12 protein-coding genes are annotated in these 13,413 nt (G+C 66.6%); 8 read left to right on the forward strand and 4 right to left on the reverse strand.

Annotated features, from left to right (window positions below):
* Nucleotides 1-30 precede the first annotated feature (30 nt).
* From BB934_RS13320 to leuB, 5 genes are all read left to right on the forward strand, one after another.
* Nucleotides 31-1,386, forward strand: coding sequence for an IS701 family transposase (locus BB934_RS13320; protein WP_099512825.1), 1,356 nt, complete (start codon nt 31-33; stop codon nt 1,384-1,386).
* 138 nt (nt 1,387-1,524) lie between these two features.
* Nucleotides 1,525-2,715 carry a lytic murein transglycosylase gene (locus tag BB934_RS13325; protein WP_099510068.1) on the forward strand — a complete coding sequence of 397 codons (1,191 nt, stop codon included), beginning with the start codon at nt 1,525-1,527 and terminating at the stop codon, nt 2,713-2,715.
* A 65-nt stretch (nt 2,716-2,780) separates the two neighbouring features.
* Complete coding sequence (locus tag BB934_RS13330) at nt 2,781-3,521, forward strand: metallophosphoesterase family protein (RefSeq protein WP_099510069.1); 741 nt, start codon at nt 2,781-2,783, stop codon at nt 3,519-3,521.
* A 3-nt stretch (nt 3,522-3,524) separates the two neighbouring features.
* Nucleotides 3,525-4,949, forward strand: a complete 1,425-nt coding sequence (locus BB934_RS13335; protein WP_099510070.1) for a bifunctional serine/threonine-protein kinase/universal stress protein — start codon at nt 3,525-3,527, stop codon at nt 4,947-4,949.
* Between the two features lie 295 nt (nt 4,950-5,244).
* Complete coding sequence (leuB, locus tag BB934_RS13340; protein ID WP_099510071.1) at nt 5,245-6,351, forward strand: 3-isopropylmalate dehydrogenase; 1,107 nt, start codon at nt 5,245-5,247, stop codon at nt 6,349-6,351.
* A gap of 48 nt (nt 6,352-6,399) precedes the next feature.
* Here the strand turns inward: leuB and BB934_RS13345 are convergent, their stop codons facing one another.
* Entirely contained in the window at nt 6,400-6,744 is a 345-nt protein-coding gene (locus tag BB934_RS13345; RefSeq protein ID WP_099510072.1) for a hypothetical protein, read from the reverse strand.
* Between the two features lie 140 nt (nt 6,745-6,884).
* On the opposite strand from BB934_RS13345, the gene BB934_RS13350 reads away from it, so the two are divergent.
* Nucleotides 6,885-8,009, forward strand: a complete 1,125-nt coding sequence (locus BB934_RS13350) for a sulfite oxidase (RefSeq protein ID WP_099510073.1) — start codon at nt 6,885-6,887, stop codon at nt 8,007-8,009.
* Here the strand turns inward: BB934_RS13350 and BB934_RS13355 are convergent.
* Nucleotides 7,987-8,781, reverse strand: a complete 795-nt coding sequence (locus BB934_RS13355) for a hypothetical protein (RefSeq protein ID WP_099510074.1) — start codon at nt 8,779-8,781, stop codon at nt 7,987-7,989. The genes BB934_RS13350 and BB934_RS13355 overlap by 23 nt on opposite strands.
* A 119-nt stretch (nt 8,782-8,900) precedes the next feature.
* Between BB934_RS13355 and BB934_RS13360 the strand changes: the two genes are divergently transcribed.
* Both BB934_RS13360 and BB934_RS13365 read left to right on the forward strand, forming a co-directional pair.
* Nucleotides 8,901-9,383, forward strand: coding sequence for a GNAT family N-acetyltransferase (locus BB934_RS13360; protein ID WP_099510075.1), 483 nt, complete (start codon nt 8,901-8,903; stop codon nt 9,381-9,383).
* Nucleotides 9,384-9,659: 276 nt separating this feature from the next.
* On the forward strand, nt 9,660-10,691 hold the full coding sequence (locus BB934_RS13365; RefSeq protein ID WP_099510076.1) for an aspartate-semialdehyde dehydrogenase: 1,032 nt from the start codon (nt 9,660-9,662) through the stop codon (nt 10,689-10,691).
* A gap of 226 nt (nt 10,692-10,917) precedes the next feature.
* Here BB934_RS13365 and BB934_RS13370 read toward each other — a convergent pair whose 3' ends face one another.
* Nucleotides 10,918-11,598, reverse strand: coding sequence for a carbonic anhydrase (locus BB934_RS13370; protein WP_099510077.1), 681 nt, complete (start codon nt 11,596-11,598; stop codon nt 10,918-10,920).
* Nucleotides 11,599-11,611: 13 nt separating this feature from the next.
* On the reverse strand, nt 11,612-13,306 hold the full coding sequence (locus tag BB934_RS50565) for a serine/threonine dehydratase (RefSeq protein ID WP_335645620.1): 1,695 nt from the start codon (nt 13,304-13,306) through the stop codon (nt 11,612-11,614).
* Nucleotides 13,307-13,413: the final 107 nt, after the last annotated feature.

Consider the following 13,413-nt stretch of genomic DNA (forward strand, 5'->3'; position numbering starts at 1 on the left):
TCTTGAGCCTGATTGTGGGAGATCGTGGCCATGCCCGTCCAGCCCCATGTTCCTGACCTCCTGTCCACCTGGCTGGCTCCGTTCCGGTCCGGCCTGACCGGACCAACCTTCCGCCATGCCCTTGTGCTCGTCCTGGGGGCTCTTCTCACCCCGGGCCGTCGCACCGTCACGGCCATGCTCACCGTTGTTGGCCTCGCCCGCACCCGCAGCTTCACGAACTATCACCGTGTGCTCAACCGCAACCAGTGGTCCAGCCGCGAGGTGGCGCGCCGTCTGCTCGGCCTGCTGGTGGCAGCTTTTGTGCCGACCGGGCCAGTGGTGATTGGCCTGGATGACACCCTTGAGCGTCGCTGGGGTGCCCGGATCAGGGCCCGTGGCATCTACCGGGATCCGGTCCGCTCCTCCCATGGCCACTTCGTCAAAGCCTCGGGATTGCGCTGGCTGTCCATCATGATGCTCGCTCCCATCCCGTGGGCCGGTCGCGTGTGGGCCTTGCCCTTCCTGACGGTGCTGGCGCCCTCCGAGCGCTTCTCGCGTGAGCATCGCCAGCGTCACAAGGCGCTCACGGACTGGGCCCGACAAGCCCTTCTCCAGGTCGCCCGCTGGCTGCCGGACCGGCGCCTCGTGGCAGTGGCTGATCAGAGCTACGCGGCGATTGAGCTGCTGAACGCGGTTCGGCATCGCCTGTGCATGATCACGCGCCTGCGCCTGGATGCGCGCCTGTTCACGCCGGCTCCGCGCCGTCGGCCCGGAACCCGAGGACGCCCTCGCGTTGTTGGTCAACGTCTTCCGAGCCTGGCCGAACGCCTGGCCAATCCCAAGACGGCGTGGCGGCAGGTTTGGGTCGACGGCTGGTACGGCGGTGGCGAACGCCTGATTGAGTTCATCTCGGGCACGGCGATCTGGCACCATCCCGGCAAGCACGTGCCGATCCGCTATGTTCTGGTGCGGGACGTGGCCGGCCTCCTCAAGCCACAGGCGTTTCTGTGTACGGACCTGCAAGCCGATCCTCTTGAGATCGTGCGCTGGTTCGTGCGGCGCTGGAGCACCGAGGTGACCTTTGCCGAGGCTCGCAGACACCTGGGGATGGAGACGCAACGCCAATGGTCGGACAAGGCGATCGCCCGCACGACACCAGCCCTGCTGGGGCTGTTCTCGCTGGTCAGTCTCTGGACCGCTGACCCCGCCATTCGGCGCTTGGCTCGCCCGCAGTGTGCCGCTTGGTACAATAAGCGCACCATCACCTTCAGCGATGCTCTGGCGGCCGTCCGACGCTCGCTCTGGGCCGCCGCAGTTTCTGATGCGTCACGCCGGCCCGCCAACATGACAAAAGGCCAAATCGATGTTCTGAAGCGATTGACGGCGACACTCTGCTATCCAGCATAAATGGCCAAAGTCGAGCTGAGGACGTCGCAGGTAGTGGAGAGGAGAGAAAGGGCAGGACAGGACAGTCCAATCTAACGAAAGCGTGAAGAGCCGCTCCGTTTTCACAAGATTAACCTAATTTCCTGCAAGGTGCGGCGCATGAAGCACGTTTTTGCCCCCGCTCTCCTCGTTCTTGCCGCCCTCGGCCTCGCGACCCCGGCTTCGGCCCAGGCCGATTTTGGCTCCTGCCTCGCCTCCTTGCGCAGCCAGGCCGCCGCCAAGGGCGTGTCCGGCCAGGCTTTCGACGTCGCGACCCGCGGCGTCACCCCGGATCTGACCATCCTCGACCTCATGAACAACCAGCCCGAGTTCAAGACGCCGATCTGGGATTACCTGGCGGCTCTCGTCGACGAGGAGCGGGTGCAGGACGGCCGCACCGCCATGCGGCAAGCGGGACAGGCGCTTGCCGCGGCCGAGGCACGCTTCGGCGTCGATCGCCATGCGATCGCCGGCGTCTGGGGCGTGGAATCCAATTTCGGCAAGGATATCGGCGGCCGGCCTCTGATCCAGTCCCTGTCGACCCTCGTCTGCTACGCGCCGCGCCGCAACGAATATTTCAAGGGCGAGCTGATGGCGACGCTCAAGATCGTGCAGGACGGGGACATCAACCCGGCGAACCTGCGCGGCTCCTGGGCCGGCGCCTTCGGCCATACCCAGTTCATGCCCTCGACCTTCCAGCGTCTCGCCGTCGACGGCGACGGGGACGGGCACCGGGATATCATGACCTCCGTGCCGGACGCGGTGCACTCGACGGCCAACTTCCTCAAAAAGGCCGGCTGGGTGAACGGCCTGCCCTGGGGCTACGAGGTGCGCCTGCCGCAAAGCTTCAATGCAGGTCTCGCCGGACGCAAGAACAAGAAGCCGCTCGCATCCTGGGCCGCCATGGGCGTGACCCGCGTCGACGGGCGTCCGCTCTCGGGCAACTATGCCGCCGGCATCATCATCCCGGCCGGCGTGAACGGCCCGGCCTTCATCGTCACCAAGAATTTCGATGCGGTCTATTCCTACAACGCCGCCGAATCCTACGGTCTCGCCATCGCCCTGCTCGGCGACCGCCTGAAAGGCCAGCCCGGCATCCAGACGGCCTGGCCGACCGACGATCCGCCGCTCTCGCGCGCCCAGCGCCGCGAGCTGCAGCAGCTGCTGACCGCCCGCGGCTACGATGTGGGCGAGCCGGACGGCAAGATCGGCGCCAAGACCCGCGAAGCGATCAAGGACGTGGAGCGCCGCATCGGCCTCGAACCGCGCGGCCGGCCCGGCGGCAAGGTGCTGCAGGCGCTGCGGGGTTAGCCTTTTCGCTTCCTGCCGGCCATCGGCCAGTTGCAGCATCGGCGGCTTTGGAGTTGTACTGCCCCATGCTCATTGCCATCCTCACCGATATCCACGGCAATCGCGAGGCGCTCTCGGCCTGCCTTGCCCATGCGCGCCTGATCTCCGTCGACCGGCTGATCTTCCTCGGCGACTATGTCGGCTACGGCGCCGATCCGGCCTGGGTCGTCGATCAGGTCAGGGGATTGGTGGATAAGGGTGCAGTTGCGCTCCTCGGCAATCACGATGCGGCCATTGACGGCTCCGACGAAGACATGAACAGCGTCGCCCGCGAGGCAATCCGCTGGACGCGCAATCAGCTCGGCTCGGAACAGCGCCGCTTCCTCGCCGATCTTCCCCTCACGCATGACGAGGGGAGCATTCTCTATGTCCATGCTAACGGCTATGCGCCGCGGACCTGGGACTACATGTCGGGCCCCATGGAAGCGATCCGGCATTTCAGCCGGGTCGATGCGCACATCACCTTCTGCGGCCATGTGCATGTGCCCATGCTCTATCACATGAGCACCACCGCCAAGGTGGGCGCCTTCTCGCCGGTGGGCGACAACGACATCCCGCTTCTGCCGAGCCGCACATGGCTTGCGGTGATCGGCGCCGTCGGGCAGCCTCGCGACGGGGTGGCGGCGGCGAACTACGCCGTCTTCGATACGGCCCGCCAGACCCTGCGCTATCTGCGCGTGCCCTACGACACGGCAACAGCCGCCCGCAAGGTACGGGCCGCCGGGTTGCCCGAAAAACTGGCGCTTCGTCTCGAAGAGGGACGATAGCGCGTGCGCTGGCGCCTCAGCCCCGGAACGGCGATCGACGGTTTCGAGCTTCAGGAGCATTTGGGCACCGGCGGCATGGCGCAGCTCTGGGCCGTCGCCCGGGAAGGCGATCCGACGCCGCTGGTCATGAAGATCCCGCTGCTGATCGACAGCGACGATCCCCTGCCCATCGTCTGCTTCGAGACCGAGCAGATGATCATGCCGCACCTCTCGGGCGCGCATGTTCCCCGCTTCGTCGCAACCGGTCCGCTCGAGCCCATGCCCTACATCGTCATGGAGCGGATACCGGGCGAATCGCTTAAAAAACATCTCGACGCGGTGCCGCTGCCCTGGCCCGACGTCGTCGCCATCGGTGCGAAAGTGGCGCATGCGCTGCACGATCTTCACCGGCAGCATGTGATCCATCTCGACGTGAAGCCGAGCAACGTGATGATCCGCGCGAGCGGCGAGCCGGTTCTCATCGATTACGGCTTCGCCCGCCACGAGCGCCTGCCGGATCTCCTGGCCGAGGAGTTCCGCGAGCCCTTCGGCACGACGCCCTACATGGCGCCGGAGCAGGTGCTGCAGGACAGGGCCGATCCGCGCAGCGATCTCTTCGCGCTCGGCGTGATGCTGTATTTCTTCGTCACCGGCGAACGTCCCTTCGGCAATCCGCGCGGCGGGCAGATCCGCCGGCGCCTGTGGCGCGTTCCGGTCCCGCCGCGGGCGCTGCGGCCCGATTGCCCGCCCTGGCTGCAGGAGATCATCCTGCGCTGCCTCGAGGTCGATCCGCAGGACCGCTATGCCACCGCGGCGCTGCTCGCGCTCGATCTGGAGAACCCGGATCGGGTGAAGCTGACCGAGCGCGCCGAGCGCCTGGAACGGGACGGCGGCATGAAGACCTTCCGCCGCTGGCTCAAGGCCCGCAAGGCGCAGCCCCTCGAGACGCCCAACATCGCGGGCCAGCTCTCCCGGGCCCCGATCGTGCTCGCCGCCATCGATCTCTCGCCCGGCAGCGAGGACTTGGCCGATTCTTTGCGCCTGATGATCGGGCGAATCCTGTCCATCGAGGGCGAGGCGCGCATCGCCTGCGTCAACGTCCTGAAAACCTCGCGCATCGCGGTGGATATCCTGGAGGACGAGGAGGGGAGGAGCCTGCACGTGCAGCGTCTCGTGCAGCTCCGGCATTGGGGCGCCTCCCTCGACATCCCGAGCGAGCGGATCTCCTACAGCGTGCTGGAGGCGCCCGACCCGGCGGGTGCCCTCGTCGATTATGCCCGCCGCAACAATGTCGATCACATCGTGATCGGCGCGCGCGCCTCCTCGGCGCTCAGGCGCTATCTCGGCAGCGTCTCGTCCCAGGTGGTGGCAGAGGCGCCTTGTTCGGTCACGGTCGTCAGGACCGCGAAGGACCGGCGAACGGACAGCGAGCCGCAAGCCTCCGCCTAACGGCCAACGCGACAAATGCTTGCCAAGGCAAGGGTCGCGCGCCTAAACCCTCTCGTCATGGCCGGGCTTGACCCGGTCATCCACGTCCCGTTGTCGACCGGTGGACTCTTGATGCCCTCATCCTGAGGAGGTCACGTCAGTGACCGTCTCGAAGGAGGGTTCGGAGAGCACTGGAGCCTCCTTCGAGACGCAGACTTCGTCTGCTCCTCAGGATGAGGTTGAGCAATGTGGGAACATGAGTCCTTGGGCAGGCCTGGGGACGACGAAGCGACAATCGAGCTGAGGACACTGCAACATGGCAACGCACAAGCTTCTCCTTCTCCCCGGCGACGGCATCGGCCCGGAGGTCATGCGCGAGGTCGAGAAGATCGTGGGTTGGTTCCGCAAGCGGGGCGTCGGCTTCGAGACCGAGACGGATCTCGTCGGCGGCTCGGCCTATGACGCGCATGGGGCGGCGATCTCGGAAGCCGCCATGGATCGCGCTAAAGGAGCCGATGCGGTGCTCTTCGGCGCCGTCGGCGGCGCGAAATGGGATACGGTTCCCTATGCCGTGCGCCCCGAGGCTGGCCTCCTGCGCCTGCGCAAGGATCTTGGCCTCTTCGCCAATCTGCGCCCGGCGATCTGCTATCCGGCGCTCGCCGATGCCTCCTCGCTCAAGCGCGAAGTGGTGGAAGGCCTCGACATCATGATCGTGCGAGAGCTCACCGGCGGCGTGTATTTCGGCGAGCCGAAGGAGATCGTGACGCTCGAGGACGGCTCCCAGCGCGCGGTCGACACGCAGGTCTACCACACGCACGAAGTCGAGCGCATCGCTCGCGTCGCCTTCGACTTGGCAGGCAAGCGCCGCAACAAGGTCTCCTCGGCGGAGAAGTTCAACGTGATGAAGACCGGCGTATTCTGGCGCCAGGTCGTCACCCGCATCCACAAGGCCGAGTTCTCGGACGTCCAGCTCGAGCACGTGCTCGCCGACAATTGCGCCATGCAGCTGGTGCGCTACCCGAAGCAGTTCGACGTGATCGTCACCGACAACCTGTTCGGCGACATCCTCTCCGACATCGCCGCCATGCTCACCGGCTCGCTCGGCATGCTGCCCTCCGCATCCCTCGGAATGGAGGATCCGGCCACCGGCCGGCGCAAGGCGCTCTACGAGCCCGTGCATGGCTCCGCGCCGGACATCGCCGGCAAGGGCCTCGCCAATCCCATCGCCATGATCGGCTCCTTCGGCATGGCCCTGCGCTATTCCTTTGGCCTCATCGACGAGGCGGATCGCCTGGACAAGGCCATCGCCAACGTGCTCGCCTCCGGCACCCGCACCAAGGACATCGCGGCTCCGGGCGCGAATGCGGTCGGCACGCAGGATGTGGGCGACGCCATCGTCAGGGAGCTGGAAGCTCAGTCGTAACGAAAAAAGCCCCGGGCCGTGCCCGGGGCTTTCCATTCCATGGAGCGATTAGCGGATCGAACCTGTCACTTCGACCTCTGGAACGCCGAACATCGGGAAGGGATTGCGTGATCCGACGAAAGGCCCGTTGGTGATCGGATCGGGCAGGGTGGCGACGCCGAAGCCTGCGCCGTTGGGAGCATAGGGTGGGCTCAGCAGATAGGACTGGGCTTGCCCGTACCCGGTATAGCCTGGATTGATCGAGCCGACCGGCACGACGGGCCCCGGATCGAGAAAGCTGCGGGGCTGGACCCTGAGGACGAGGGGGCGGTTCCGGGTCTGTGCCTCAGCCACGACCGAGGCGGTCGTGAGCGCAGCGAGTGAAGCCAAACCCAAAAGTGCGATGCGGCGCATGGGTAAACCTCCAGAAGTGGCGCATGGACCTTCTGTTGTGCGCCGTCAACACATGCAAATACTGTCAAGACAAGGCGACGCTGTTAAAATGGTTCCTTCGAAGCGTGACGGTAACGGCGAGGTAGGAAGGACAACCGCCGATGCAGGATAAGCCCAAGCTTGGTTTCGCTCTATCGGCTAAAATGGGTCTGAGCCTTTTGGGCGAGGTGCCCCTGGTCGCCGAGACGCCGGAGGAGCTGCTTGACGACGACACCACGCCGATTGCCCATTTCTTCGTTCGCAACAACGGCCTGATGCCCCAGCCAACCGGCGATCCGGAAGGCTGGAGCTTCGTCGTCGACGGCGAGGTCGAGCGCCCGCTCCGCCTGACGCTCGCGGAGCTGAAGAGCCGCTTCCCGCACAAGACCTATCGCATGGTGCTCGAATGCGGCGGCAACGGGCGCTCCTTCTTCGAACCCCAGGCCGCGGGCAATCCCTGGACCAATGGCGGCGCCGGCTGCGCGGAATGGACGGGCGTTTCCTTAAGCGACGTGCTGCGCGAGGCAGGACTGAAGGAAACCGCCCTGTTCACCGGCCATTTCGGGGCCGATCCCGACAAGCATGGCAGCCACGAGCATCAGGCCATGTCCCGCGGCGTGCCGATCGCCAAGGCTCTCGAGGAGCACACGCTCCTCGTCTGGGCCATGAACGGCGAGCCCTTGCCGTTCCTCCATGGCGGCCCTCTGCGCCTGATCGTGCCGGGCTGGCCGGGGTCGCTCAGCCAGAAATGGCTCACCCGGATCTGGATCCGCAACCGCGAGCATGACGGACCGGGCATGACCGGCCTGTCCTACCGCCTCCCGGTCCATCCTCTGCCGCCGGGGTCCGACGGCAAGGGCGTCGCGCTGCGCATCCTCGAATCGATGCCCGTCCGCAGCATCGTCTCCGCGCCGGCCGACGGCGCCCACTATCCTGAGGGCACGCGCGCCATCCACATCCGCGGCGCTGCCTGGGCGGGCGACGATGCCGTGGCGCGGGTCGACGTGACCCTCGACGGCGGCGCGACCTGGACCGAGGCGGCGATGACGCCGCCGCGCAACCGCTACGACTGGGTGCGCTGGCAGGCTTCGGCTTCGCTGCCGGGCGACGGCCCTTACGAGATCTTCGCCCGCGCCACGGACTCGCAAGGCCGCGCCCAGCCTTTCCATGCCGCCAACTGGAACCCGAACGGCTACGGCTGCAACGTCATGCACCGGGTGCGGGTTACGGTCGGGCCCGAGGCCTGACGGCGACCGAGGCGGTGCGGGCCTCCGGTCCGCAGGCTTCGGTGCGGTTGCGCTCGGCCCGGGCGAAGATCGCCTTGAGGGACGGGTTGCTGCTGCCGGCGAGCCCGATGCCGTCGATGAAGCAGGCAAGCTGGGCGTCGTCGGGGGCGGAGGATCCGCACAGCCAGCCCTGGAACGTGAAAGCGGCGCTCTCGTCGGTGAAGCGGAAGGCCTGGCAGGCCTGCTCGGTCTTGGCGGACAAGGTCAGAGGAGCCGCTTCGACGGCGCCGAACTTCGTCGCGATCATCCGCCCCTGGCCCTGATGCGCCACTGCGAGGCCCGAGCGGGCGGCCCGGCGGACGGTATCGATATAGAAGCTGCCCGCCGTCTCGGCCGCCCCTTGCGTCAGGGCGAGCTGCGCGTAGCGCGCATCGCCGAAGCGCCCGAGGACCAGGCTGTCCTCCCGTGCCCCATCCGCATGCTGGCGCGCTTCCGACGCGACCGGGCCGGAGGCATTGGCAAGCGAATAGACCGGGGTCGAGGGCGGCAGCGGCGACCAGGCCGGGGCGGGAGCGACCAGAGTGGCGGAGGGAGCGGCTTTCGCACGCTCAGTCGGACGCGGGTTCTGCTCCTGTTCGAGGGCGAAATAGACGAGCCCCGCGATGCTGCAGGACGACATCAGGACGATGCGCAGCCAGGGCAGGGGCCTGCGGCGCAGGCGACGGGCCGGGCGTTCGTCGACCCACCCGGCGACGTCCTCCTCATCCCATTCCGCATAAACCGCCCGCGGCATCGCTCAACCGATCAAGTCCCAAGACCACGTCATCAACATGTTCTAGCGTGGCACTGGCCAGGCATCGAAAGGTTTTGCTAAGCAAGGTTAACCAAAGCTTAAACCGTCAGAGCACCTGCATGTCCCAGTTCGCCGTCCGCCTCGCCACTCTGGAGGACGTGGCCGATATCGCGGCTCTGGTTCGGGCCCTGGACCTGCATTATGTCGGCCCGGAGGTCGCACAGCCGCTCGAGCCGACGCGTGCGATGGTCGAGCGCTCCATGCGGGAGGCGGAAGGCACGCGCTACGCCTTGGCCTATCGGGACGGCCGCGCCGTGGGCCTTGCCTGCTTCGCCGTGCTGCGGCCCGGCTTCAAGCTTTCGGGCCTGCTCTTCGTCAAGGAGCTCTTCGTCGAAAGCCACGCCCGCGGGCAGGCGGTCGGCGTCATGCTCATGCGCTGGCTGGCGGATTTCGCCCGCGCCGAGGGGCTGACGCGGATCGACCTCACCACCGACGGCACCAATGTGGGGGCTCAGGCGTTTTACGAGCGCCTCGGCGCGGAGCGCATGAACAAGGTCTTCTACCGGTTCAATCTCTCGACCGACGTGCTGACGGGCGATTGATTCCTGGCAGAGTCAACAGAACACTTGACGACAGCGTGACTTTGGTGTGTTGGTGGCGGTGTATCGAAGCCCGGACCGGGCTTTTGAATGGACGATGGCAATGGCGCTGCTCATTCAGACGACGAGCAAAACGAAAACCGCCAAAACGGTGAAAACCGCGGTTGCGAAAGCAGCCGAATAAGCCTCGTCGTCCCCGGTCCTCTCTCCCTCGGGGCGAGAGGCGACACCCGAACAGGGTTTTAGTTTTCCGGGGAGAGCGACAACAGGAGAAGATCAATGGGTTTCAAGATCGCCGTCGTCGGTGCGACCGGCAATGTGGGCCGCGAGATGCTGAGCATCCTCGCCGAGCGGGCCTTCCCGGCCGACGAGGTGGTGGCGCTCGCCTCCCGCCGCAGCCAGGGGTCGGAAGTTTCCTACGGCGACAAGATCCTGAAGACGAAGACCCTCGACACCTACGACTTCTCCGACGTCGATCTGTGCCTCATGTCCGCCGGCGGCGAGGTCTCCAAGGAATGGTCGCCGAAGATCGCGGCCCAGGGCGCCGTGGTGATCGACAACTCCTCCGCCTGGCGCTACGACGCCGACGTGCCGCTGGTGGTGCCGGAGGTGAATGCTGAGGCCCTGCGCGACATCAGGAAGGGCATCGTCGCCAATCCGAACTGCTCCACCGCCCAGCTCGTCGTGGCCCTCAAGCCGCTCCATGACGCCGCCACCATCAAGCGCGTGGTCGTCGCCACCTACCAGTCGGTCTCCGGCGCGGGCAAGGACGGCATGGACGAGCTCGACCGCCAGACCAAGGCGCTCTACTCGCTGCAGGACGTGCAGGAGAAGAAGTTCCCCAAGCGCATCGCCTTCAACCTGATCCCCCATATCGACGTGTTCATGGAGGACGGGTACACGAAGGAAGAGTGGAAGATGATGGTCGAGACCAAGAAGATCCTCGACCCGAAGATCAAGCTCACCGCAACTTGCGTGCGCGTGCCGGTCTTCATCAGCCATTCGGAAGCCGTCAACGTCGAGTTCGAGAAGCCGATCACGGCGGACGAGGCGCGCAATATCCTGCGCGCGGCGCCCGGCATCATGGTGGTCGATAAGCGCGAGCCCGGCGGCTACATCACCCCGCATGAGGCGGCGGGCGAGGACGCCACCTACATCTCCCGCATCCGCGAGGACATCACGGTCGAGAACGGCCTGTCCTTCTGGTGCGTCTCCGACAACCTGCGCAAGGGCGCGGCCCTCAACGCCGTACAGATCGCCGAAGCCATGGCCAATCGCGGCCTGCTGAAGGCCAAGAGGCAGGCGGCTTAAAAGGCCGCCGATGTGTTTTGAAATGGCCTGGCTTGTCCCGGCCATTTTCGTTTCTGCCGCCCTCTCGATTGTCATTCCGGGGCGGCTCGTAGAGCCGAGCCCGGAATCCATAACCGCTGACGATTCAGAAGGAGGCGTAACGCTGCTCGCTCTTTTCTGAAATATTGTGGTTATGGATTCCGGGCTCCGCTGCGCGGCCCCGGAATGACAGTGAGGCAAGCGATGTTTAAAGCGGTCCCGCATCCCGCGCCGAAAACATCGAGAACCGCTCCGGGACGCCTTCCACCGCCGGCTTGAACTCGCCGGTCTCGGGATCGCGCACCAGGAGCACGCCGGTCGCGACGCCGAAATAGGCGCCGTGGAGCTGCAGCTTGCCGCGCTCGACCAGAATGCGCACGCAGGGAAACGTCATCAGGTTCCTGAGGCTGTTCTCGACGGTGGCCAGCTCCAGGCGTGTCAGATAATCCGTCGGATCGCCTTCGCGCGGGCCGATCCGCTCGGCGGCAGGCGCGATGAGACTCATCCAGCGGCCGATGAAGTCGCCCGGGGAGAGCGGCGCGGTGTCGTCCGCGAAGGCACGCACGCCGCCGCAGCGGGCATGGCCCAGCACGACGATATGCTTCACGCGCAGAGCCTGCACGGCGAATTCGAGCGCTGCCGAGGTGCCGTGGTAATCGCCGCCGGTCTCGAAGGGCGGCACGAGATTGGCCACGTTGCGGACAACGAACATCTCTCCCGGGCTCGAATCGAAGATCACCTCCGGCGAGACGCGGCTGTCGCAGCAGCCGATGATCATGACCTCGGGCGATTGCCCCTTTTCTGCCAGAGCCTCGTAGCGGTTCCTCTCGCGCGGAAGGCGTTCGTCGAGAAACGCGCGGTAGCCTTCGGTCAGACGTTGCGGGAACATGGGCGTCCTTCCATTACGGGTGGGTGATCTCGGCAAGTTTTTGCAGTTCGACATTGGCGCCGCATAGGAGCACGCCGATGCGCTCGCCCGAGCGGGGTTTATAGGCGCCCGAGATCAGCGCGGCCAGTGCCGCCGCGCCGCCGGGCTCGGAGGCGATGCGATAATCGCGCCACAAAAGCCGCTGCGCATCGCGGATCGCTGCATCCGCGACGAGGGCGACGTGATCGACGGTCCTGCTGCAGATCGAATAGACGAGATCGCCGGTGTTCTTGGCGCCGAGCGAATCGGCAGCCACTGAATCCACATCCACATCGATGGGCCGCCCGGCTTCGAGCGCGGCATGGAGCGCGCGCGAGCCTTCGGGCTCCACGCCCACCACCTTCACGCGGCCGGCCCACCAGCTCGCCACGCCGCTGATGAGGCCGCCGCCGCCGACGGCCACGAGCACCGTGTCGAGGGCAGGGCCGTCCTGCTCCCATTCGAGCCCCGCCGTGCCCTGGCCGATCACCGTGCTCTCCGCCGCGAAAGGATGGATACGCAGCGCGCCGCTCTCGGCCACGTAAGCATCGCAGGAATCCTGGGCATCCGCATAGCGCGCGCCGCCGATCACCACCTCGGCGCCGTGCGAGCGGATGACGGCGATCTTCGCGGGGCTCGAGATCTCCGGCACGAAGATGCGCGCCGTCACGCCGAGCTGCCTCGCCGCATAGGCCACCGCCGCACCGTGATTGCCGCCGGACGCCGCCGCCACGCCGGCAGCAGGGACTTCGTTCGACAACAGGGTGTTGAAGGCGCCGCGGGTCTTGAACGAGCCCGCATGCTGCAGGAATTCCAGCTTCAGGCTCACCGGCCCGTCATGGCCGAAGGCGCTTCCTAAGTTCAGGAGAGGCGTGCGGCGGATATGGGGGGCGATGCGGGCATGGGCCGCTTCGATCTCGGTGCGGGTGATGGTCATGGTCGAACCTTGAGGCTTTTGGCGGAGCGTCCAGATGGCGACCGGCAGGCCGTGAGCGTCGCGGCCGGGCGGGTCGGGAAAGGCTTGTCCCCCACCTCTCGCGAGATCGAGCGCCACGGTCAACCCCGCAAGCGCATCGAGCAGGTCGTCCTGGGCCGCGCCCCGCGGCGGGAGCGCCTCGATCAGGCTCTCGGGCAGAAGGCCGGACCGACGCAACAGCTCTCGGCGCAGGTCCATGCCCGGCCCGTAGGGCGTGCCCTTCACCTTCTTCGGCAGCGTCAGCGACCGGCGGCCGTTCAGCGCCCAGAAGGCAAGTTCGGGATGCACCTCGTAGATGCGCGGCAGCAGATCGGGCCGGGCGCGCAGCAGCGCGTCGATCTCGCGGATCTTGGGGAAGATGGCAAAGCCCTGCCGCGACACTTTTCGCGACGGGTCCGAGGTGGCGGCGGCGATGGCGCAGGCCTCGGCATAATCCGTGGCCTCGACGGCGCGGCGCGAGGGAATGGCGAAGACGGAGGATTGCCGCGCGCCGAGCAGGGGCCGGATCAGCTGCTCCGGCGCGCGCCCCGAGCCTTCAGTGCGCTCCGGCAGGCCGATGGGCATGTCGACGGCGATCACGGCCGGCCGCTCCGGCGCCTCGGCGATGGCGGCAAGGGACGGCGCCGTCATGATGCGGTGGATCTGCGGATCGTCGACCCGCATGAGCACCGCGATCCACCCGATCCTGCAGCCGTCGACGCCTGCGACCCACATTCTTTCCACTCCCCCTGTCATCCCCGGCGGTCCGCAGGACCGGGAAGGGGATCCACACGCTCAGCGCACAATGGATTCCCTTCCCCTCCGCTGCGCTTCGGTCGGGA

It is taken from the genome of Microvirga ossetica, from assembly GCF_002741015.1.
In the GTDB taxonomy this organism is placed as follows: Bacteria; Pseudomonadota; Alphaproteobacteria; order Rhizobiales; family Beijerinckiaceae; genus Microvirga; species Microvirga ossetica.